This is a genomic window from Vibrio genomosp. F6 (assembly GCF_005146325.1).
In the GTDB taxonomy this organism is placed as follows: domain Bacteria; phylum Pseudomonadota; class Gammaproteobacteria; order Enterobacterales; family Vibrionaceae; genus Vibrio; species Vibrio cortegadensis.
This window is the reverse complement of the sequence record NZ_SYUT01000045.1, coordinates 1-22231: the sequence shown is the minus strand read 5'-3', so window position 1 is coordinate 22231 and position 22231 is coordinate 1. Positions and strand designations below refer to the sequence as shown.

Genomic DNA, 22231 nt, shown 5'->3' with positions numbered 1-22231 from the left:
ATTTCAAGTGTTGAAATAAATTTTCTCCCCTCATCACCATAATATCGTTAAATCTTAACGCTTTGGTGATTTCATTACTAAAGCGGTATCCAGCATCCGATTAGCAAAGCCCCACTCATTGTCGCACCAAACAAGCATTTTAACTAACTGCCCATTACTCACCCTAGTCTGTGTACCATCGACAATGGCGCTGTGAGGATCATGATTAAAGTCGATTGAAACTAGAGGTGCTTCAGTATAGTCAACAATGTCATGTAATGTACACTGAGATGCGTTAACAATGGTTTGATTTACGTCATTAACTTTCACATTTGTATTAATTGTGACACTTAAATCCATTGCAGTAACGTTGACTGTGGGAACTCTGACAGAAATTGCTTCGAATTTGTTAGAAAATTTCGGAAAAATTCTTTCGATACCTAAATGCAATTTTGTATCAACTGGGATGATGGACTGGCTTGCGGCACGAGTTCGGCGCAAGTCAGAATGATAAGCATCAATCACTTGTTGATCATTCATTGAAGAGTGAATCGTGGTAATGGTCCCAGAATCAATACCAAATGCGTCATCTAATACTTTAATGATCGGCACGATGCAATTTGTTGTGCAAGAACCACTTGAAACGACGCGATGTTCATCTTTCAGGGTGTCATGGTTCACACCATAAATAATGGTGTTATCTAAATCGTTATCACCTGGGTGTGAAAATAGGACTTTTTTAGCCCCCGCAGCAATATGCTCTAAACCATCAGCTTTTGAACCATACACGCCTGTACAATCGAGCACGATATCAACATCTAAATCTCGCCAAGGAAGCAGATTGATTTCTGATAGGTGAAGGAGACGGATAGAATCAAATTCATCACTATTATGGTGAACATAAATATGTTCTTGATCGTGGGTGATCTTCTTACCAAAGCGACCATGGCTGGTATCGTATTGAAGCAAGTGAGCCATTGCATCCGGTTGAGCAAGTTCATTCACCGCAACCACTTTAATCTGTTGGCTCTTCCCGCTTTCATAAACCGCGCGAAGCACATTGCGGCCAATTCGGCCAAATCCATTAATGGCGATTCGTATCATTGCTTTCTCATCCTTAATAACCGAGGCGTCAGTTTATAGCAGACAAGCTTTCACTGCATCTTATTTACATAACGACCCTAATAGTGAACCATTAGCTCCTCGACTAAAAACCAATAAAAAAAGCCCTCTCTAATAATAGAGAGGGCTTTGCATTCTAATCAATCAAACCACACTGTTTGATTCGGCATATAATACCGAACCAAACCGCTTAATTAAGCAAGCAGTTCTTTTGCTGTGTTTACTACGTTTTCAGTAGTGAAACCGAACATTTTGAACAGTTCGCCAGCTGGAGCTGATTCACCAAACGTTGTCATACCAATGATCTTGCCACCGAAGCCAACGTATTTGTGCCAGAAATCCGCAATACCCGCTTCAACTGCAATACGTTTAGTTACCGATGATGGTAGAACCGCTTCACGGTACGCGGCGTCTTGCTTATCAAATGTATCTGTTGATGGCATTGAAACAACGCGTACAGATTTACCTTCAGCCGTCAGTTGAGCGGCAGCTTCTACTGCTAGTTCAACTTCTGAACCAGTCGCGATAAGGATAAGCTCAGGTTGACCAGTGCAATCTTTCAGGATGTAACCACCCTTAGCAATATTTGCCAGTTGCTCTGCGTCACGCTCTTGTTGTGCAAGGTTTTGACGAGAGAAAATAAGCGCAGAAGGACCATCTTTACGTTCAATTGCAAGTTTCCAAGAAACCGCAGATTCGACTTGGTCACATGGACGCCATGTGCTCATATTTGGAGTTAGACGTAGAGAAGCGATTTGCTCAACAGGTTGGTGAGTTGGGCCATCTTCGCCAAGACCGATAGAGTCATGGGTGTAAACTTGAATGTTTTGCACTTTCATCAGCGCAGCCATACGCATTGCGTTACGAGCGTATTCCATGAACATTAGGAATGTTGCGCCGTATGGTACGAAACCACCGTGCAGAGCAATACCGTTCATGATTGCTGTCATACCAAACTCACGCACACCGTAGTGAATGTAGTTACCAGCAAAATCATCAGCCGTTAAAGACTTAGAACCAGACCACATTGTTAGGTTAGAAGGCGCAAGGTCAGCAGAGCCGCCCATGAATTCTGGAAGCATTTGACCAAACGCTTCTAGAGCATTTTGAGAGGCTTTACGTGAAGCGATATTTGCTGGGTTAGCTTGAAGATCAGCAATAATTGCATTTGCTTTTTCTTCCCACTCGGCAGGTAAATCACCAGCAGTACGACGCTTAAATTCAGCCGCTAGTTCAGGGTATGCCGCTGCGTAAGCGTCAAATTTCGCATTCCAAGCCGCTTCTTTTGCTGCGCCTGCTTCTTGTGCGTTCCATTCCGCTGCAATATCTGCTGGAATTTCAAATGCACCGTGTTCCCAACCAAGAGCTTTCTTAGTTGCTGCAATTTCGTCAGCACCTAGTGGAGCACCGTGACAGTCGTGCGTGCCCGCTTTATTTGGAGAACCAAAACCGATCACAGTCTTAGTACAAATAAGAGTAGGACGAGGATCCGCTTTAGCCGCTTCAATTGCAGCATTGATTGCGTCAGCATCGTGACCATCTACTGCTGGAATTACGTGCCAGCCGTAAGCTTCAAAACGCTTAGGAGTATCGTCAGAGAACCAACCTTCAACTTCGCCATCGATAGAGATACCGTTGTCATCCCAGAAAGCAACCAGCTTACCAAGACCAAGCGTACCCGCTAAAGAACATGCTTCGTGAGAGATACCTTCCATCAGACAACCATCACCCATGAACGCATAAGTGAAGTGATCAACGATGTCGTGGCCTTCTTTGTTGAATTGTGCAGCCAGTGCTTTTTCAGCCATTGCCATGCCAACCGCATTGGTAATGCCTTGACCTAGAGGACCCGTTGTTGTTTCGATACCTGGAGCGTAACCGTACTCTGGATGACCTGGTGTTTTAGAGTGCAGTTGACGGAAGTTTTTAAGATCTTCAATCGATAACTCGTAGCCTGAAAGGTGAAGCAGAGAGTAAATAAGCATTGAACCGTGACCGTTAGAAAGAATAAAACGGTCGCGATCTGCCCACTCTGGGTTTTGCGGGTTGTGGTTCAAGTGACCACGCCAAAGAACTTCAGCGATGTCAGCCATACCCATAGGTGCGCCTGGGTGGCCTGAATTTGCTTGTTGAACACCGTCCATGCTGAGTGCACGGATTGCATTGGCTAGATCTTTACGAGAAGGCATGTCTGCTCCTGAATACATAAGCGAGTAAAAAATAAATTAGGGGCTGAACCATCACACGGATCCAGCGGCGCGTATTGTCTCAAAGCACCTACCCTACTGCAAACGTTTTACTGATGGTTTTATTGCACTTTTCGACTCTTTTTTGACATTTGTTCTAATTGACAGGCATTTAGCGCCTATAAAAAGCAAACGATTGGTTTGATGTTTTTTCTACCGTCCATAATTTGAAGTAATAAGATAGTGCAGAAATAACTTGTAATTATAGCTATGAAATTTAGAATAGCCGTCTAGATGTAGAAACACCTACAAAATATACCCTATTTATTCGTTGTGAGTTGTTAATACTCTCAACCTAACTAATTGAAAGTGGAGCTCTCATGGCTAAGCACCTGTTCACCTCTGAATCTGTATCAGAAGGTCATCCAGATAAAATTGCAGACCAAATCTCAGATGCGGTTCTAGATGCAATTTTAGAGCAAGACCCAAAAGCGCGCGTAGCTTGTGAAACTTACGTTAAAACTGGCATGGTTATGGTTGGCGGTGAAGTAACCACTTCAGCGTGGGTTGATATCGAAGAGATCACTCGTGAAACAGTACGTGAAATTGGTTACGTGCATTCAGATATGGGCTTCGATGCTAACTCTTGTGCAGTACTAAACACGATTGGTAAACAGTCTCCAGACATCAACCAAGGTGTTGATAAAGCAGATCCTAAAGATCAAGGCGCTGGCGACCAAGGCATCATGTTTGGTTACGCAACAAACGAAACACCAATCCTTATGCCTGCTCCAATTACTTACTCTCACCTACTTGTTCAAAAACAAGCTGAAGTACGTAAGAGCGGCAAACTGGACTTCCTTCGCCCAGATGCGAAATCTCAAGTAACCTTCCAGTATGACCAAGGTAAGATTGTCGGTATCGATGCTGTCGTTCTTTCTACTCAACACTGTGATTCAGTAACAACAGCGGATCTTCGTGAAGCCGTTATGGAAGAGATCATCAAGCCAGTGCTTCCAACTGAATGGTTAAATAAAGATACTAACTTCTTCATTAACCCAACAGGTCGTTTCGTAATTGGTGGCCCAATGGGTGACTGTGGCCTAACTGGTCGTAAGATCATCGTAGATACCTACGGCGGCGCAGCTCGTCACGGTGGCGGTGCATTCTCTGGTAAAGATCCATCAAAAGTTGACCGTTCAGCAGCATACGCAGCACGTTACGTAGCGAAAAACATCGTAGCAGCAGGCATGGCTGACCGTTGTGAAATCCAACTTTCATACGCGATCGGTGTTGCAGATCCAACATCAATCATGGTTGAAACGTTCGGTACTGAAAAAGTATCTCACGACATCATCATTGAAGCGGTTCGTCAACACTTCGACCTACGCCCATACGGTCTACAAGAAATGCTTAACCTTCTTCAGCCTATCTACAAGAAGACGGCAGCATACGGCCACTTTGGTCGTGAAGAATTCCCATGGGAAGCAACGGATAAAGCAGACACGCTTGCAGCATTCGCAGGTCTGAAATAAGCATTCACACCTTAGCGTCTGGTAACAACTAGTTTCTGCTAACAAATCGTTATCAGTTAACTAATAGAAAGCTCTCATTATTAAATGGGAGCTTTTTTATTTACGGAACCAGATTAAACCTTGTTATATGTAGGTCTAATTATAACTATCAGAATCTTTGAGTAAAATTCCGCATAAGCAACACATCCCTTTGCTACATAGCTCCAGCCCCAAAAAATAAACCCATCTTTATCCCGTCTAAAATTTGTATTTTGCAGTATCAGTGACAATAGTTAATGAGAAACTTAAGTCGTTATCATTATCAGTTTATTAGACGTTAGCTGAAAAATAGACGCTTAAAAAATCATAGTCATTGATTCAATTAACTAAGATTCGTCTTAAATCAGGGAGGATTTATGCCTCGAACAGTACATAACTCAGACTTTGAAAATAAAAAGCATCACGTCAAGAACAGCGAATATGCTCGTACCATTCCATGTAACCAACTCAGTGTTTCCGCCCCCTTTCATTGGTTATCTCTTGGCTTGCATGACTTTATTCGAATGCCCATCATTAGCGCGTTTTACGGCTTATGTTTTATGGCTGCCGCGATTGCGATTGTTCAATTAGTACAATGGCAAGGGACCCATCTTGTGGTGATGCCGAGTTTAGTTGTCTATATGCTCATTGGGCCATTCTTAGCTCTTGGGCTTTATGATGCCAGTTGGGAGCGAGAAAAAGGGCACGATGCAAGTCTATTTCACTCCATGAAAGCCATCCGTCGAAATTCAACCGCTCAATGGGCATTTGCAATATTACTCGCCGTTGCCATGATTTTCTGGATGCGTATCGCCGCACTACTTTATGCGCTATACCCTTCAGTTCAAGGTGCGCCAATTGCTGAGTTTGCTCCTTTCCTCATTATTGGATCTGCAGTTGGCTTTGTACTCGCCAGTGTCGTTTTCAGTATCTCTGCGTTTTCTATCCCGCTAATGATGGAACGCCGAGTGGATATGATGAGTGCCATTTTCTCTAGCTTCAATGCGGTCAAATCCAATATACCAGCGATGATCGTATGGGCTGCGATTATTTGTGGGGGCATCCTTATCGGTTTTGCCACCTACGGTTTTGGAATGCTATTTACTATGCCTATTTTAGGATATGGAACATGGCATGCCTATCACGCGACAATTAAGAAAAAACATCATCTATAGGTCTCCAGTATTAAACCCCAAAGATGATAGTATTTGGCCTTAGCTTCGGCGCTAAGGCCTTTTTTTATGGGGAATATTTTGCAACACAACGAACTCACTTACTCAGCAACGAAAAAATTAGCCGAGTGTATTAGCATTGCGAGCAAAGCCTTCCAGCAACCTTTTACTATGCCAAAAATAAGCTTTCAATTAAGAGGAAAAGCCGCAGGAAAAGCCTACCTTCAACTTAATGAAATTCGTATTAACCCGATTCTTTTCAAAGAGAACCAACAAGCGTTCCTAGATGAAGTGATTCCCCACGAAGTCGCCCACCTCATCACCTATCAAGTGTATGGTCGAGTTCGCCCGCACGGGAAAGAGTGGCAAGGCGTGATGAATTCCGTATTTAATATCCCCGCCAACACAACTCACTCTTTTACTGTCACCTCTGTGCAAGGCAAGACTTTCGAATATCAATGCGGCTGTTCCAGTTACCCTTTAACGATACGCCGACACAATAAAGTCATTCGAAACCAAGCAACATACCGTTGTCAGCAGTGTAAACAGACGCTCACCTATAGCGGTAAACAGCTCAGTTAATGCGACAAAAATATCGTTATTTATCTGAGGTCCATATCTTCTCTGCATGGACCCTAATGAGAATTATGTAATAGAGACTTTTATCATTTGAGTGGTAGACTGGTATTTATCATACTTTTACCAGTCTTTTATTATGAAAACTCTTGTATTAATGATCGCAGCTGTAGGGCTAATCCCTTCCATCGCTCTATCGGCCCCTCCTTCTTCATTTTCAAAAGCCAAAAGAGAAGCGGTTAAGATCTATTTAGATCATCCAACTAGCTTCTACTGTGGATGCGATATTACTTGGAAAAATAAAAAGAAAGGGGTCCCTGATTTAAAGGCATGCGGATACCAAGTTCGTAAGCAACAAAAAAGAGCCAGCCGAATCGAGTGGGAGCATGTCGTTCCAGCATGGCAGTTTGGCCACCAGCGCCAGTGTTGGCAAACTGGTGGACGAAAGAATTGCACCAAAAATGACAAGACATTCAAATCAATGGAAGCAGATCTTCACAACCTTACCCCAGCTATTGGTGAAGTGAACGGTGATCGTTCTAACTATAACTTTAGCCAGTGGAATGGCCTTAATGGCGTAAGTTATGGGCAATGTGAAATGCAGGTTAACTTTAAGCAGCGTAAAGTGATGCCGCCTGACAGAGCAAAAGGATCAATAGCTCGTACTTACTTATACATGAGTCAAGAGTATGGCTTTAAGCTGTCAAAGCAACAAACTCAATTGATGACAGCGTGGAATAAGAGTTTCCCGCCAGATGAATGGGAATGTGAACGAGATAAGCGCATCTCTAAAATCCAAAAAAATCACAATCCTTTTGTTGTCCAAGCTTGTCAATAAATTCACCTCGTTCTTATGGTGTAAAGCCATAAGAACTCATTCTAAATTATAAAGAGATACTTGTTTTTTCACTGACTAGCATCCATGTTAGGCTGAGATATTGTATCCAAAAATAAAGCATCTATAGGTTTATCATAATGAGAGTCCCTCGAATTTATCACCCAGAACTCATCCATGGGCTAGGCACAATTGCACTTTGTGAAGATGCCGCGGGTCATATTGGCCGCGTATTACGAATGAAGGAAGGCCAAGAGGTACTTTTATTTGATGGAAGTAACGCTGAATTTCCTGCAGTTATCACTCAAGTAAGCAAAAAACATGTTGATGTAGAAGTCACTAGCCGTGTTGAACGCAGCTCAGAATCCCCTCTCAACCTACATTTAGGTCAAGTGGTATCACGTGGTGATAAAATGGAATTCACCATTCAAAAGTCGGTTGAACTTGGTGTTAATACCATTACTCCACTGATCTCGGAACGTTGTGGCGTAAAACTTGACACGAAACGATTTGAGAAGAAACTGGCTCAATGGCAGAAAATAGCTATCGCAGCTTGCGAGCAATCGGGACGAAATATCGTTCCAACGATCCGCCCAATCATGCAACTTGAAGCTTGGTGTGCTGAAAATAGCGATGCTCTAAAGTTAAACCTTCATCCTAGAGCAAAATATTCAATCAATACACTTCCTGAACCTGTAGAGAAAGTTCGTCTGCTTATCGGCCCAGAAGGCGGCTTATCAGCTGAAGAGATCAGCATGACAGAACAATACAAATTTGAAGAAACTTTGCTTGGCCCACGAGTACTTCGTACCGAAACTGCCGCGCTTACCGCTATCACAGCCTTACAAGTTCGTTTCGGCGATCTAGGCTAACTGGAGAATAACAATGATCAAACTTGGCATCGTAATGGATCCTATTTCATCCATTAATATCAAAAAAGACTCTAGCTTTGCCATGATGCTTGAAGCACAGCGTCGCGGCTATGAAATTCACTATATGGAGATGGATGATCTACACTTAGATCAAGGCGTCGCCATTGCTGATACAAAAGTCGTTGAGCTAAAAGAAGATCCAAACGATTGGTACGAATTTAAGTCAGAGCAAACCATCGCTTTATCTGATCTTGATGCCGTGCTAATGCGTAAAGATCCTCCTTTTGATACTGAATACATTTACGCGACTTACATTCTTGAACGTGCTGAAGAAAATGGTGCTCTCATTGTCAACAAACCACAAAGCCTACGTGATTGTAATGAGAAGTTGTTCACCGCATGGTTCCCTGAACTAACGCCGACCACCATAGTGACGCGTAAAGCAGAGAAGATTAAAGCATTTAGAGAAGAGCACGGCGATGTGATCCTTAAACCGCTAGATGGAATGGGTGGTGCGTCCATTTTCCGTGTAAAAGCGGGCGATCCAAACGTATCAGTGATCATTGAAACACTGACGAACCATGGACAAAACTACTGCATGGCGCAAACCTTTGTTCCTGATATCAGCAACGGTGATAAGCGTATTTTAGTCGTCGATGGTGAGCCTATGCCATACTGCTTAGCAAGAATTCCAGCTAAAGGGGAAACTCGTGGGAATTTAGCAGCAGGCGGTAGAGGTGAAGCACGCCCACTGAGTGAAACCGACCTTAAGATTGCACAAGCAGTCGCTCCAACGTTAAAAGAGAAAGGCTTAATTTTTGTTGGCTTAGATGTTATTGGCGATAAATTGACTGAAATTAATGTCACAAGTCCTACTTGTATTAAAGAGATCGAAGCCGCTTTTGATATCTCAATTACAGGTAAATTAATGGATGCCATTGAACGCCGAATTAACGCATAACTCAATTTAGGCAGTACATATACTGCCTAACTCTCTTCCCTTTGATACAGGAATCGTTATGGACCTAACCAATCACTTTCTTGTGGCAATGCCCGGAATGCAAGACCCCTACTTTAAACGTACGGTGATCTACTTGTGCGAACATAATGAAGAGGGAGCAATGGGGTTAATCATTAATGCTCCTATCGATGTCACTGTAGGGAAAATGTTGAAACAAGTTGATGTGGATAACATCCACCCACAATTAAACGTAGAGAGTTTAGAGAAACCAGTACTTAATGGTGGGCCAGTATCTGAAGATCGCGGGTTTATTTTACACGAACCCAAAGATAGCTATGAATCAAGCATTCAAATGACGGAGAAAATCTCGGTCACAACTTCTAAAGACATTCTTAATGTATTGGGAACCGAAGCTGAGCCAAATAACTACTTAGTTGCTTTGGGCTACTCAGGTTGGGAACCGGGTCAATTAGAAGTCGAACTTGCGGATAATTCATGGCTAACTATTGAAGCCGATCCAAGCGTCATTTTTGAAACACCTATTAACGAACGATGGCAAAAAGCAGTGCAAATGCTCGGCATTGATGCTGCTCAACTGTCATCCCAAGCAGGACACGCATGAGCAACACAAAATCACGTTCAATTATCGCTTTCGATTACGGCACAAAAAGCATTGGTAGTGCCATTGGACAAGAAATTACAGGCACCGCAAACCCATTAAAAGCCTTTAAAGCTAAAGATGGTATCCCTAACTGGGATGATATCGAAAAAATGCTGAAAGAGTGGCAACCAGATCTTATCGTGGTCGGGCTTCCGACTGATTTAAATGGCAAAGACCTCGAAGTGATCACCGCTAGAGCGAAGAAATTTGCCAATCGAATTCATGGCAGGTTCGGTTATACAGTCGAACTGCATGATGAACGACTTTCAACCACGACAGCTCGTGAAGAACTATTTGAGATGGGTGGATACAAAGCGTTAAGCAAAGGCAATATCGACTGCCAATCTGCGGTTGTTATTCTAGAGAGTTGGTTTGAAGCTCAATGGGGTGAGTAACCCTCACTCTTTGGATAAAACTCATCAATAAAAAATAAGTTCTAGCGGATTTCCCCACTAGAACTTATTTAATTGAATTCAATGACTACAGCAAATCCCCGGCCTTAACCATTAATCCATTTCGATTTTTATGCCACTTAAGCTGCCACTGTCAGAATCTGTTTTGGACTGTGTTTTCAGCATTAAACGTAGGTCGTTCGCTGAATCAGCGCTATGAAGTGCATCTTCTTCATTGATCTTACCTTCCACGACCAACTTATAAAGTGATTGATCAAAAGTCTGCATTCCGATCTCTTGTGATTTCGCCATTGTCGCTTTTAACTCATGTAGCTCACCTCGACGGATCAAATCTGAGATCCTTGGACTATTAAGCAAGATCTCAAATACCCCATGACGACCTTTTCCGTTTTTATCACGAATCAATTGCTGAGCCACAATGCCTTTTAAGTTCATAGAAAGATCGAATAGGAACTGCTCTTTTTGCTCTTTCGGTATTAAGTGCAAAATGCGTTCTAAGGCTTGGTTAGCGTTATTCGCGTGCAGAGTCGCCATACAAAGATGCCCGGTTTCAGCAAACGTCATCGCGTATTCCATGGTTTCTCGGTTACGAATTTCACCAATTAGGATCATATCTGGAGCCTGACGCAGTGAGTTTTTCAACGCCACTTCATAGCTATCCGTGTCTAAACCGACTTCACGCTGGGTCACAATACAACGCTGATGTTCATGCACGAATTCAATCGGATCTTCTACCGTCAAAATATGACCCGACCGATTGCTATTGCGATAGCCTGTCATCGCGGCCATTGATGTCGATTTACCCGAACCAGTCGCACCAACCACCAGCACTAATCCACGTTTTGCAATCGCAAGGTCTTGTAATACCACGGGCAATTTCAATTGCTCAAACGTCGGGATCACCGTTTCAATACGGCGAATCACCGCGCCTGGCAGTTCTCGCTGGAAAAAAGCACTCACACGAAAACGCCCAAAATCTCTCATAATCGCAAAATTTGATTCACGGGATTGGCGAAACTCATTCTGACGATCGGCATCCATCATCGCATCAAGTAAGCTTGTTACCTGATCTTCTGATAGCTTTTCACCTTGTGGTCTTAGCTCCCCATCAATACGAAAGAGAATAGGAGCACCGACAGTAATATAAAGATCCGATGCTTTTTCTTCATTCATCCCCGCGAGGATTTGATTTAATTCCATGATTATACTCGTCTCTTCTAACGCTAAATGGGGAGGTCAATTATTTAAAACAGTGAGGTTTCTATTTCAATTTTTTTCTGCACTTCTTCTAACTCAACCAAACCTTGAGCAATGAGCTGTTTCGAATTTTGCTCCATGGTTTGCATGCCATGAGCGGCGCCGGTTTGAATGATAGAGTACATTTGCGCAACTTTATCTTCACGGATCAAGTTACGAATTGCAGGGGTTGCCATCATAATTTCATGGCACGCAACTCGCCCACCACCAATGCGTTTTAACAGTTTTTGCGCAATAACCGCACGTAATGACTCGGACATCATTGAACGAACCATATCTTTATCACTGCCTGGGAAGACATCAATAATACGGTCAATGGTTTTCGCCGCAGAGCTGGTGTGCAACGTACCAAAAACTAAGTGTCCTGTTTCGGCTGCGGTTAACGCTAAGCTAATCGTCTCTTGGTCTCGCAACTCCCCCACTAAGATCACATCAGGGTCTTCACGCAAAGCTGAACGTAAGGCATTTTTAAAACTGTGGGTATCACGGTGGACCTCACGCTGGTTCACTAAGCTTTTGTTATTGGTGTGAACAAACTCAATCGGATCTTCAATGGTTAATATGTGCTTATTATGATGACGATTCACATAATCGACCATGGCCGCCAAGGTTGTCGATTTACCAGAACCAGTAGGCCCAGTAACCAAAACTAAACCTTTCTCATAATTAGCTATTTTTTCAAATATTTCCGGTGCATCCAACTGCTCTAATGTTGGGATCTCCACTGGAATAGTACGAAATACAGCTGCGCAGCCGCGTGCTTGATTGAAAGCATTCACACGAAAACGTCCAACTTGAGGAAGTTCAAATGAGAAATCGACCTCCAGCTTTTCTTCATATTCGCTACGTTGAGCATCGTTCATGATCTCAAAAACCAAACGATGTACATCTGCATGGCTAAAAGCTGGCACTCCAAGCTTTCTTACTTCGCCATCTATACGTACCATAGGAGGAACACCTGCAGAAAGATGTAGATCTGATGCGTTATGCTTTACACTAAAATCCAGTAATTCAGAGATATCCATTTATTTTCCTTAGTAAAGTCGACTATGAATAGTATTCAACAAAACATTAAACATATCACCTCACAGATTCGAAGCTGTGAGCAAAAGTGTGGACGAGCTCCAGAGTCTGTGCAACTTTTAGCCGTAAGTAAGACTAAACCATTAGAGGCAATCCTCGAGGCTGCGCAAGCGGGACAAGTCCGGTTTGGTGAAAACTATGTGCAAGAAGGTGTTGATAAAGTAAAACATTTTTCCGAACAACATTCTAATTTAAATTTTGAATGGCACTTTATTGGTCCAATCCAGTCCAATAAAACCAAACCAATTGCAGAAAACTTTCACTGGGTTCACACCGTATCTCGCGCAAAAATAGCCCAGAGGTTGAGCGATCAGCGCCCAGAAGATTTACCACCACTGCAAGTGCTAATTCAAGTGAACACCAGTGGTGAAGCATCTAAATCAGGCGCATCAGAGCAAGAAATATTTGAGATCGCGGAGTTGATTTCTTCTTTGCCAAACCTCACGTTAAGAGGGTTGATGTCAATTCCTGCCAATGTGACCGATCACCAATCTCAACTGGCTGCATTTAATCAACTCACACAAATTAACGATAAGTTGGCAGAGCAGTATTCCGGCTTAGATACACTCTCTATGGGTATGAGCGGAGATATGGACGCCGCCATTGAAGCAGGCAGCACAATGGTAAGAATTGGCACCGCATTATTTGGCGCTCGTGACTACCGCTAAGCTTGCACGATATAACATTAGGATTTTAATAGATGGATCATAAGAAAATTGCATTTATCGGAGCTGGTAATATGGCTCGCTCAATCATTGCTGGATTAGTAGCAAGTGGCTACCCTGCCGATCATATTACCGCGACAGCACCGTCTGAAACCAGACGAAAACCGCTAGAGCAAGATTACAAAATCCTAACCACAGACGACAACTTTGCAGCCGCCTCTCAAGCTGATGTTGTCGTATTATCAGTAAAACCACAGATGATGGAAGAAGTATGCAAACCACTTCAACCGATCAATTATGGTAATAAACTGGTGATTTCTATCGCTGCTGGTATTTCAGCGACAAGACTCAATGAGATGCTTGCAACGGAACTAAACCTTGTACGAGTGATGCCAAATACACCATCACTGCTCGGCAAAGGCATGAGTGGTTTATATGCCTCTAACAACGTGGATGAATCAAATAAAATGTTTGCTTCAGATCTAATGAGTGCCGTTGGTGAGGTATGCTGGGTAGAGCAGGAATCAGGTATCAACAATATCATTGCCGCTGCTGGCAGTGCTCCCGCCTATTTCTTCCTCTTTATGGAAGCAATGCAAGCTGAAGCGATTGAGCAAGGGTTTGATAAAGAAACCGCCAGACTCTTAGTCCAACAGTCGGCTTTAGGTGCCGCTGAAATGGTTGTCGCGAATCCTGAAACGGAACTCTCTACACTAAGAGAACAAGTGACATCAAAAGGCGGAACCACGGCCGAGGCACTACGTACATTTAACGAACATCAACTTTCAGATACGGTCGCCAAAGCAATGCAAGCCGCAGTATCTAGAGCTGAAGAGATGGAAAAACTGTTTTAATCAATCTCGTATCTTTACGAGTTATCTGTTTTAAGGGCTATTTATGAATTCAATGAGTTTTCTAATATCAACCGTTTTTGATTTATACATCATGGTGGTGATTTTACGTATTTGGTTACAAGCATCGCGGGCGGATTTCTATAACCCATTTTCGCAATTTATCGTGAAAGCGACTCAACCGATCGTTGCTCCATTAAGACGCGTTATTCCATCTATTGGTAGCCTTGATTTAGCTACAGTCATCTTTGCTTATGTATTGTGTGTAATTAAGTTTGTCGCACTCGTATTAATCGCGTCTAACGGTGCGTTTAGTTTTAGTCTCGACTTTCTATTCTTAGGTTTATTATCACTATTGAAAGCGGCAGGTGGTCTGATTTTCTGGGTTCTACTTATCCGCGCAATATTAAGCTGGGTAAGCCAAGGTCGTAGCCCAATAGAGTATGTATTCCATCAATTAACAGAACCAATGCTAGCGCCAATTCGCCGTATTTTACCGGCTATGGGTGGATTTGATCTTAGCGTGCTTGTGCTATTTATTGGCCTTCAGTTTGCTAACTTCTTAATGGGCGACATTATCGGCCCTGTCTGGTTCCAACTATAATGTCATTAGCGGCTTGGAAAGATGGGCAGGATATTTTGCTACGGCTCTATATCCAGCCTAAAGCAAGTAGAGATAAAATTGTTGGGTTACATGGCGAGGAGCTAAAGATAGCGATCACCGCTCCGCCTGTGGATGGTAAAGCCAACGCCCACCTGACAAAATATCTTGCAAAGCAATTCAAAGTAGCCAAAGGCTTAGTTGTCATAGAGAAAGGCGAGTTAGGACGGCACAAGCAGATACGAATATGCGAACCAAGCCAAATACCTACTGATATTCAAGCCATCCTATGATGGCTTTTTATCATTTTATTCAGAGCAAATAATGAGTAAGGAGAACATCATGAGCAAATGGATCACGGTAGCCCTTTTAAGCCTACTCGCCTTTCCAAGTTGGGCTGGGCAATTCAAAAACATTAAAGATGCGGAAGTGCATTATGTCGCATTCAACTCGACATTTTTAACGCCAAAAGTAGCTCGCAGTTATGAGCTAAAGCGTAATGGATACTCTGCAATCTTAAACATTAGCGTGCTCGACAAATCATCCCTTGGCAAGCCAGCGACTCAGGCAAAAGTGAGCGGTTCGGTCAAAAACCTAATCGGGCAAATCAAGACGCTATCATTTAAAGAAATCAAAGAGGGTAACGCTATTTATTACCTTGCAGAGTTTCCGATATCTCATGAAGATAATCTAACCTTTACGATTGATATTGACGCTGGAAACGTGGGTTCTGGCCCTTTACGTTTCAGCCAAAAATTTTACGTTGAAGAGTAAACCTTCAATTTTTATCGAATACACAGACGAAAAACATTATGAAAAAATTAGTATTAGCGACTGGAAATCAAGGCAAGGTACGTGAAATGGCAGATCTTCTGTCTGAATTTGGCTTTGAGGTTTTCTCACAAAGCGAATTCAACGTTTCAGAAGCCGAAGAAACTGGCACGACATTTATTGAGAATGCCATCATCAAAGCTCGCCATGCAGCAAAGGCAACGGGCCTACCTGCGATTGCTGATGACTCAGGTTTAGAGGTCGATTTCTTGAAAGGTGCGCCAGGCATCTATTCAGCTCGTTTTGCTGGCGAGAACGCAACGGATCAACAGAACCTTGAAAAGCTACTTAATGAGATGAAAGGCGTTCCAACTGAGCAACGTAGCGCACGCTTTCACTGTGTACTCGTTCTGATGCGCCATGAAAACGATCCAACCCCGATTGTTTGTCACGGCAAATGGGAAGGAAGTATTCTTGAAGAAGCTCACGGTGAAAATGGCTTTGGTTATGACCCTATTTTCTGGGTACCAGAAGATCAATGCGCATCTGCCGAGCTAGAATCAACACGTAAGAAGCAACTTTCGCATCGTGGTAAAGCATTGAAAACTTTATTCTCAGCATTAGAGAAAAATCAATAATGACCAACCCAGCGGCAATAGATTCCAATTCGGCGGTTTTGATTCCACCAGCATTAAGTCTTTATGTTCACATCCCATGGTGCGTTCAAAAATGCCCTTACTGTGACTTTAATTCGCATGCATTGAAATCAAAAATTCCTGAACGTGAATACATTGATGCGTTGCTAGAAGATCTCGATACCGACATCAACCGCTATCAACTCAACGACAACCCACGCCCTCTGCACTCCATTTTTATTGGCGGAGGGACTCCAAGTCTCATATCGCCAGAAGAGATTCAGCGCTTGTTACAAGGCATAGAACAGCGCATTACCTTTAAATCTGATATTGAAATTACAATGGAAGCCAACCCGGGGACTATTGAAGCAGATCGATTTGCTGGTTATGAGAAAGCAGGCGTTACGCGCATCTCCATTGGGGTACAGAGCTTTGAGCAAGAGAAACTAGAACGTTTAGGTCGAATTCACGGAAAAGATGAAGCAATCAATGCCGCTCATCTAGCACATAAGATTGGTTTGAAGAGCTTTAATCTCGATTTGATGCACGGTTTACCCAATCAAACTATTGAGCAAGCGCTCCTAGATCTCGACAAAGCCATAGAACTTAATCCGCCGCATTTATCTTGGTATCAACTCACCATTGAACCGAATACGATGTTCCACTTTAAGCCACCGACTCTACCGGATGATGATGATTTGTGGGATATCTTCGAACGTGGACATCAAAAACTCAATGATGCGGGCTATGTGCAATATGAGATCTCCGGCTACAGCAAACCGGGATACCAGTGTCAACATAACCTCAACTATTGGCGCTTTGGTGACTACCTAGGTATTGGCTGTGGCTCTCATGGTAAACTGAGTTTTGCAGATGGGCGCATTACTCGTACCACCAAAGTTAAGCACCCTAGAGGCTACTTAGCCGCTTATCAGAACATGGTAAAGCCATATCTATCAGACGAATTTGAAGTACCCAAGGAAGATCGACCATTTGAATTTTTCATGAACCGCTTTAGGTTGCTCGAAGCTTGCCCTAAACAAGATTTCATTGATACAACAGGACTAAGTTTCGCCACCATTCAATCAACCATTGATTGGGCGCTTGATAAAGAGTATTTGAACCAATCAGAGACTCATTGGCAGATCACTGAAAAAGGCAAATTATTCCTTAACGACCTTCTAGAAGCTTTTATGGCAGAAGAGTAAGTATTAAGAGACGATTTGATTCAAGGTACTCTTTCTAAATGAAATAAGTACCTTGTTCTCTTTTGGTTTTGCTAGGGAACATCTCTACTAACATTAAAAAATCGAACGCCCAATTTTTTCAGAAAATAGCTCTAATGCTTGAGTGCCAGCCAAAGAGTTTCCTGACAGATCGAGCTCTGGAGACCAGACAGCAATGGTCATCTCTCCTGGAACGATCGCAATAATTCCCCCACCAACACCTGACTTCCCTGGCATACCAACTCGATATGCAAACTCCCCTGCGCCATCATAAAGCCCACAGGTGGCTAAAAGCGCATTTAACTGTTTGGTCTGCGTTGGCGTAACAATCTGTTTGCCTGTTTGTACCGAAACACCTTTATTGGCTAGATAACTGAAGGTTTTGGCCAAATCCACACAACTCATTTTGAGCGCACAAGCATGAAAATAGTTATTCAACACAGGAATGACGTCATTATCAAAATTACCAAAAGCACGCATTAAGTAAGCGATGGCTGCATTTCTATCGCTATGCATCATTTCTGAAGCCGCTACGACCTTGTCATAGACAATATGAGTATCACCTGACAGTTGACGTGCAAACTCTAATAAACGTTGTCTCGGAGCAGATAGGCGACTGCTGAGCAAGTCTGCCACCACGATAGCACCTGCATTAATAAATGGGTTACGAGGAATACCTTGCTCCATCTCAAGCTGGATCATCGAATTGAACGCCTGACCAGAAGGCTCCTTTCCAACACGATCCCAGATCTCTTCTGGCTTATAAAGCACCATCGCCAGCGTTAAGCTAAGTGCTTTCGAAATAGATTGAATCGAAAAAGCTTCATCAGCATCACCAGACTTAATCACTTCACCATCATTGGTATAGACCGCCATTGCCAGTTTCTGGTTCGATACTTTTGCAAGAGCAGGAATATAATCAGCAACTTTCCCTTTGCCAATCAATGGACGAACTTCTTCTAGAATATCCGTCAACAATTGTTCTGTCGGCTTCATCTTCGACCTATTATTTTTATTAATTTGTAGAGTTCAAAGGGCAAAAAAGCCAACATATTCAACCATGTTGGCTTTCTAATTCTGGACTACAAGCCCGAGTATTGATGACTCGATGGCGCTACTTTACGCGCTTGTATTTAATATCCCAAACACCGTGGCCAAGTCTGTGACCGCGTGCTTCAAATTTAGTTAAAGGACGTTCGTCAGGGCGAGGAATGTAATCACCATCTTCCGCGATGTTCTCAAAACCTGGAGCTACGTTCATCACTTCAATCATGTGTTCTGCGTAATTTTCCCAGTCTGTCGCCATATGGAAAATACCAGTATCAAGTTGCAGCTTACCGCGAACCATCTCTGCAAACTCGGCCTTAACGATACGACGCTTATGGTGACGAGCTTTGTGCCATGGGTCAGGGAAAAACAGTTGCAGGGTATGCAGGCTGCTATCTGGGATCATGTGTTCAAATACTTCGACAGCATCGTGACACATTACGCGTAAATTGGTGACACCCGCATCACGAGCAGTACCTAAACATGCACCAACACCCGGGCTATGGACTTCGATACCCAAGAAGTTTTTCTCAGGCGCGTTCTTTGCCATTTCAACCAGTGATGCACCCATACCGAAGCCAATCTCTAGTACAACTGGGTTATCGTTGCCAAATACTTCTTTCCAGTTAAGAAGTTCTGGGTTGTAATCGATACCCATTGTTGGCCAACATTCATTCATCGCGTTCTCTTGGCCTTTTGTTAAGCGGCCTTCGCGACGAACAAAACTACGGATCTTTCGAACCAGTTTGCCATCTTCAGTATATTCGTTAGTGGTCACTTCACTCATTGGTTTTTGCCTGCACATTGATTAATCAAAGCGGGGATTATCCAAAGAATTGCCTCTGGTGCAAGTCTTTCTATCGATAAATACCCATACAATTTGTCTGTTTTACATCCAGTGTTAATTGTGGTGCAATTTTAGACCTAATAAAAGTAAAACATCGAGCTTGTCGTGACCCCATTCGCAAACGCCATTTTGAAATGGTATGACGCCTACGGTAGGAAGAACCTTCCATGGCAACAAAATAAAACCGCTTACACCGTTTGGCTATCGGAGATCATGCTCCAACAAACCCAAGTAACAACGGTTATCCCCTATTATGAGCGTTTCCTTGAACGTTTTCCGACGGTCATTGATTTAGCCAATGCTGAACAAGATGAAGTGTTGCATTTATGGACTGGGTTGGGCTATTACGCTCGAGCTCGAAACTTGCATAAGGCTGCCAAGATTGTTGCCGAGCAATATAGTGGTGAATTTCCGCTTTCTATCGAAGAGATGAACGCGCTACCAGGCATTGGACGATCTACTGCCGCTGCCGTGCTGTCTTCGGTTCATAAACTCCCCCATGCGATCCTTGATGGCAACGTCAAGCGCACCTTGGCGAGAAGCTTCGCAGTAGAAGGTTGGCCCGGGCAAAAGAGAGTCGAGAGCCAGCTTTGGGAATACGCTGAGGCACATACTCCAAGCAAAGACGTTGATAAGTACAACCAAGCGATGATGGACATGGGGGCGATAGTTTGTACTCGTAGCAAGCCTAAATGTACGTTGTGCCCAATTGAAAGCATGTGTGAAGCTAAGAAACTCGATAGACAGCTCGATTTCCCAGGCAAGAAGCCTAAGAAAGAAAAGCCAATAAAAGAAACATGGTTTGTGATTCTATACCACGACAATCAAGTATGGCTCGAACAACGCCCTCAAACTGGTATCTGGGGAGGACTGTTCTGTTTCCCTCAAAATGAAAACGCGGAGATCGAACATCAGTTAGATCTTCGCTCAATCAAAGACAATGAAACCGATTCGGTCAAGACAATGATTGCGTTTAGACATACGTTCAGCCACTACCACTTAGATATCACGCCTGTATTAGTAAAATTAGATAAACAACCAAATTTGATAATGGAAGGGACTAAAGGTCTCTGGTATAACTTGTCTCAACCTGAAGAAATTGGCTTAGCCGCTCCCGTAAAGCAGTTATTAGAAAGCCTACCTTTTGAATTAAATACCCATCAATAAATTAAGGAGTCACCATGAGCCGCACTGTATTTTGTGCTCGACTAAACAAAGAAGCTGACGGGTTGGATTTTCAACTTTACCCTGGCGACTTAGGTAAACGCATTTTTGACAGCATTTCAAAAGAAGCTTGGGCGCAATGGCAGAGTAAGCAAACGATGCTGATTAATGAAAAGAAACTCAATATGATGGATCCTGAACATCGAAAACTTCTTGAAACTGAAATGGTTAACTTTCTCTTTGAAGGAAAAGAAGTCGTAATCGAAGGTTATACTCCACCGAGTGAGTAATTCAGTTTCTATCTGATGTGAATAATGACATCATTGCCTAGTTTTCACGCTATGGCATGGTGTCATTTTTATTTGAGGAGCGTATGAAAAAGCTAGTCTATTTCTTTATTTCAATGTCACTTGTTGGTTGCAGCCGAGAATTCATCGAAGGTTTATATGATGTCAATTATGAACCCACTAACCGTTTTGCAGGCAACCTTGCTGAATTACCAGGTCAATTTGAGAAAGATACTGGAGCACTAGATGCTCTGATCAACAGCTTCTCAGGTAACATAGAAAAACGCTGGGGAAGTAAAGGGATAAAGATCGCTGGAAAAAGTAACTATGTAAAATATATAGACAATTACCTCAGTCGATCAGAGGTTAATTTCAGCAAAGGTCAAATTATTGTTGAAACGGTTTCGCCTACCGATCCGAAACAACACCTAAAAAATGCGATTGTTACCACTCTTCTCACACCTGATGATCCCGCTAATGTAGACCTGTTTTCATCGAAAAGCATCAAGCTAGAGGGGCAACCTTTTCTTTATAAGCAGGTTGTCGATCAAGAAAAAAAACCTATTCAATGGTCATGGCGAGCCAACAAATATGCTGATTACCTTATTGCCAATAACCTCAAAGTAAAAAACGTCGATTTCAAAAAAGCTTACTATGTTGAAATCCCAATGGTGGCTGATCACGCAGATAAGAGAAGCTACAAATACGCAGATATTGTCCGTCGCGCCTCTAGAAAATATGACATTCCAGAAGATTTGATTTACGCCATTATAAAAACAGAAAGCAGCTTCAACCCCTATGCGGTTAGCTGGGCTAATGCGTATGGTCTTATGCAAGTGGTACCCAAAACGGCAGGCAGAGATGTATTTAAGCTGGTCAAAAATAAATCAGGCCAACCTTCACCTGAGTATTTATTTAACCCAGAGACCAATATTGATACTGGAACCGCGTATTTTTATATCCTAAAAAACCGTTACCTTAAGAGTGTTAATCATCCCATCTCTTTAGAGTACAGCATGATCTCAGCTTACAACGGTGGAACCGGTGGCGTTCTCAATACGTTCAGCAAAAACAGAAAACGAGCGATGAACGATCTCAATTCACTGCAACCTAATCAAGTTTACTGGGCGTTAACCAAAAAGCATCCAAACAAAGAATCACGCAGGTACTTAGAAAAAGTAACGAAATACAAGAAAGAATTTAACTCTGGTGGAACCTAAATAGCACACTCGCTTAAAAAGAGAGCGAACAACAACTAATTTCGATTTATTTTAAAAAAGTTATTGACGGTAAGGCAGAAAATCAGTTTAATAGCGCCCCGTTGCCCGGATAGCTCAGTCGGTAGAGCAGAGGATTGAAAATCCTCGTGTCGGTGGTTCGATTCCGCCTCGAGGCACCATGATTTATATTATTGGTGTCAATTGCAGTAACAAGAAACATCAGTAAGAAAGCAAAGAATTTAGTGTG

Annotated in this window: 24 protein-coding genes and 1 tRNA gene; 19 read left to right on the top strand and 6 right to left on the bottom strand. The window is 42.8% G+C overall.

Translation table 11 applies throughout. The annotated features are described in order from the left end of the window. Positions 1-54: 54 nt before the first annotated feature. Complete coding sequence (gene epd, locus FCV43_RS16555; protein WP_017054666.1) at positions 55-1083, bottom strand: erythrose-4-phosphate dehydrogenase; 1029 nt, start codon at positions 1081-1083, stop codon at positions 55-57. 212 nt (positions 1084-1295) lie between these two features. Then, complete coding sequence (gene tkt / locus FCV43_RS16550) at positions 1296-3290, bottom strand: transketolase (RefSeq protein ID WP_136995801.1); 1995 nt, start codon at positions 3288-3290, stop codon at positions 1296-1298. Positions 3291-3667: 377 nt separating this feature from the next. On the opposite strand from tkt, the gene metK reads away from it, so the two are divergent. The 8 genes from metK to ruvX all read left to right on the top strand — a co-directional run bounded on the left by metK (position 3668) and on the right by ruvX (position 10312). Beyond that, on the top strand, positions 3668-4822 hold the full coding sequence (gene metK, locus FCV43_RS16545) for a methionine adenosyltransferase (RefSeq protein WP_017054681.1): 1155 nt from the start codon (positions 3668-3670) through the stop codon (positions 4820-4822). Between the two features lie 395 nt (positions 4823-5217). Then, positions 5218-6015: a DUF2189 domain-containing protein gene (locus FCV43_RS16540; protein WP_017054682.1), complete on the top strand. Its 798-nt coding sequence runs from the start codon at positions 5218-5220 to the stop codon at positions 6013-6015. A gap of 66 nt (positions 6016-6081) precedes the next feature. After that, on the top strand, positions 6082-6594 hold the full coding sequence (locus FCV43_RS16535; protein ID WP_017054683.1) for a SprT family zinc-dependent metalloprotease: 513 nt from the start codon (positions 6082-6084) through the stop codon (positions 6592-6594). A 133-nt stretch (positions 6595-6727) separates the two neighbouring features. Then, positions 6728-7426, top strand: coding sequence for an endonuclease (locus FCV43_RS16530; protein ID WP_240697184.1), 699 nt, complete (start codon positions 6728-6730; stop codon positions 7424-7426). A gap of 137 nt (positions 7427-7563) precedes the next feature. Next, entirely contained in the window at positions 7564-8295 is a 732-nt protein-coding gene (gene rsmE, locus FCV43_RS16525; protein ID WP_017054685.1) for a 16S rRNA (uracil(1498)-N(3))-methyltransferase, read from the top strand. 13 nt (positions 8296-8308) lie between these two features. Beyond that, positions 8309-9256, top strand: coding sequence for a glutathione synthase (gene gshB, locus FCV43_RS16520; RefSeq protein WP_017054686.1), 948 nt, complete (start codon positions 8309-8311; stop codon positions 9254-9256). Between the two features lie 58 nt (positions 9257-9314). Then, the gene (locus tag FCV43_RS16515) at positions 9315-9878 is read left to right on the top strand and encodes a YqgE/AlgH family protein (RefSeq protein ID WP_017054687.1); all 564 of its coding nucleotides are present in this window, start codon (positions 9315-9317) and stop codon (positions 9876-9878) included. Then, complete coding sequence (ruvX, locus tag FCV43_RS16510; RefSeq protein ID WP_113795762.1) at positions 9875-10312, top strand: Holliday junction resolvase RuvX; 438 nt, start codon at positions 9875-9877, stop codon at positions 10310-10312. Before FCV43_RS16515 ends, ruvX begins: the two co-directional genes overlap by 4 nt. A gap of 111 nt (positions 10313-10423) precedes the next feature. Here ruvX and FCV43_RS16505 read toward each other — a convergent pair whose 3' ends face one another. Together FCV43_RS16505 and FCV43_RS16500 are read right to left on the bottom strand one after the other, a co-directional pair. Continuing rightward, the gene (locus FCV43_RS16505) at positions 10424-11530 is read right to left on the bottom strand and encodes a PilT/PilU family type 4a pilus ATPase (RefSeq protein WP_136995800.1); all 1107 of its coding nucleotides are present in this window, start codon (positions 11528-11530) and stop codon (positions 10424-10426) included. A 44-nt stretch (positions 11531-11574) separates the two neighbouring features. Next, positions 11575-12612, bottom strand: a complete 1038-nt coding sequence (locus FCV43_RS16500) for a type IV pilus twitching motility protein PilT (RefSeq protein ID WP_017054690.1) — start codon at positions 12610-12612, stop codon at positions 11575-11577. A 24-nt stretch (positions 12613-12636) separates the two neighbouring features. Here FCV43_RS16500 and FCV43_RS16495 point away from each other — a divergent pair, with 24 nt between their 5' ends. Genes FCV43_RS16495 through hemW form a run of 7 tightly spaced genes read left to right on the top strand, consistent with a single transcriptional unit; the run spans position 12637 to position 17401 of the window. Beyond that, a complete protein-coding gene (locus tag FCV43_RS16495) occupies positions 12637-13338 on the top strand; it encodes a YggS family pyridoxal phosphate-dependent enzyme (RefSeq protein WP_136995799.1) in 702 nt (233 codons plus the stop codon). 32 nt (positions 13339-13370) lie between these two features. Then, positions 13371-14189 (top strand): pyrroline-5-carboxylate reductase, encoded by an 819-nt coding sequence (gene proC / locus FCV43_RS16490; protein ID WP_136995798.1) that lies wholly within the window; start codon positions 13371-13373, stop codon positions 14187-14189. Positions 14190-14232: 43 nt separating this feature from the next. Beyond that, positions 14233-14790 carry a YggT family protein gene (locus FCV43_RS16485; RefSeq protein WP_113795758.1) on the top strand — a complete coding sequence of 186 codons (558 nt, stop codon included), beginning with the start codon at positions 14233-14235 and terminating at the stop codon, positions 14788-14790. Continuing rightward, positions 14790-15080: a DUF167 family protein YggU gene (gene yggU, locus FCV43_RS16480; protein WP_017054694.1), complete on the top strand. Its 291-nt coding sequence runs from the start codon at positions 14790-14792 to the stop codon at positions 15078-15080. Before FCV43_RS16485 ends, yggU begins: the two co-directional genes overlap by 1 nt. Before the next feature lie 49 nt (positions 15081-15129). Continuing rightward, positions 15130-15561 carry a DUF4426 domain-containing protein gene (locus FCV43_RS16475; RefSeq protein WP_136995797.1) on the top strand — a complete coding sequence of 144 codons (432 nt, stop codon included), beginning with the start codon at positions 15130-15132 and terminating at the stop codon, positions 15559-15561. Positions 15562-15599: 38 nt separating this feature from the next. Next, a complete protein-coding gene (locus FCV43_RS16470; RefSeq protein WP_017054696.1) occupies positions 15600-16196 on the top strand; it encodes an XTP/dITP diphosphatase in 597 nt (198 codons plus the stop codon). Then, complete coding sequence (gene hemW / locus FCV43_RS16465; protein WP_136995796.1) at positions 16196-17401, top strand: radical SAM family heme chaperone HemW; 1206 nt, start codon at positions 16196-16198, stop codon at positions 17399-17401. The genes FCV43_RS16470 and hemW overlap by 1 nt, the downstream gene beginning before the upstream one ends. A 93-nt stretch (positions 17402-17494) precedes the next feature. On the opposite strand, the gene glsB is transcribed toward hemW, so the two are convergent. Together glsB and trmB are read right to left on the bottom strand one after the other, a co-directional pair. Further along, a complete protein-coding gene (glsB, locus tag FCV43_RS16460) occupies positions 17495-18415 on the bottom strand; it encodes a glutaminase B (RefSeq protein WP_136995795.1) in 921 nt (306 codons plus the stop codon). A gap of 118 nt (positions 18416-18533) precedes the next feature. Beyond that, the gene (gene trmB / locus FCV43_RS16455; RefSeq protein WP_017054699.1) at positions 18534-19253 is read right to left on the bottom strand and encodes a tRNA (guanosine(46)-N7)-methyltransferase TrmB; all 720 of its coding nucleotides are present in this window, start codon (positions 19251-19253) and stop codon (positions 18534-18536) included. Positions 19254-19418: 165 nt separating this feature from the next. Between trmB and mutY the strand changes: the two genes are divergently transcribed. The 4 genes from mutY to FCV43_RS16435 all read left to right on the top strand — a co-directional run bounded on the left by mutY (position 19419) and on the right by FCV43_RS16435 (position 22163). Further along, entirely contained in the window at positions 19419-20480 is a 1062-nt protein-coding gene (gene mutY / locus FCV43_RS16450) for an A/G-specific adenine glycosylase (protein ID WP_136995794.1), read from the top strand. A gap of 14 nt (positions 20481-20494) precedes the next feature. Beyond that, a complete protein-coding gene (locus FCV43_RS16445) occupies positions 20495-20767 on the top strand; it encodes an oxidative damage protection protein (RefSeq protein WP_017052517.1) in 273 nt (90 codons plus the stop codon). A gap of 83 nt (positions 20768-20850) precedes the next feature. Continuing rightward, positions 20851-21984 (top strand): membrane-bound lytic murein transglycosylase MltC, encoded by a 1134-nt coding sequence (gene mltC / locus FCV43_RS16440; protein ID WP_136995793.1) that lies wholly within the window; start codon positions 20851-20853, stop codon positions 21982-21984. A gap of 103 nt (positions 21985-22087) precedes the next feature. Beyond that, a tRNA-Phe gene (locus FCV43_RS16435) sits at positions 22088-22163 on the top strand. Positions 22164-22231 lie beyond the last annotated feature (68 nt).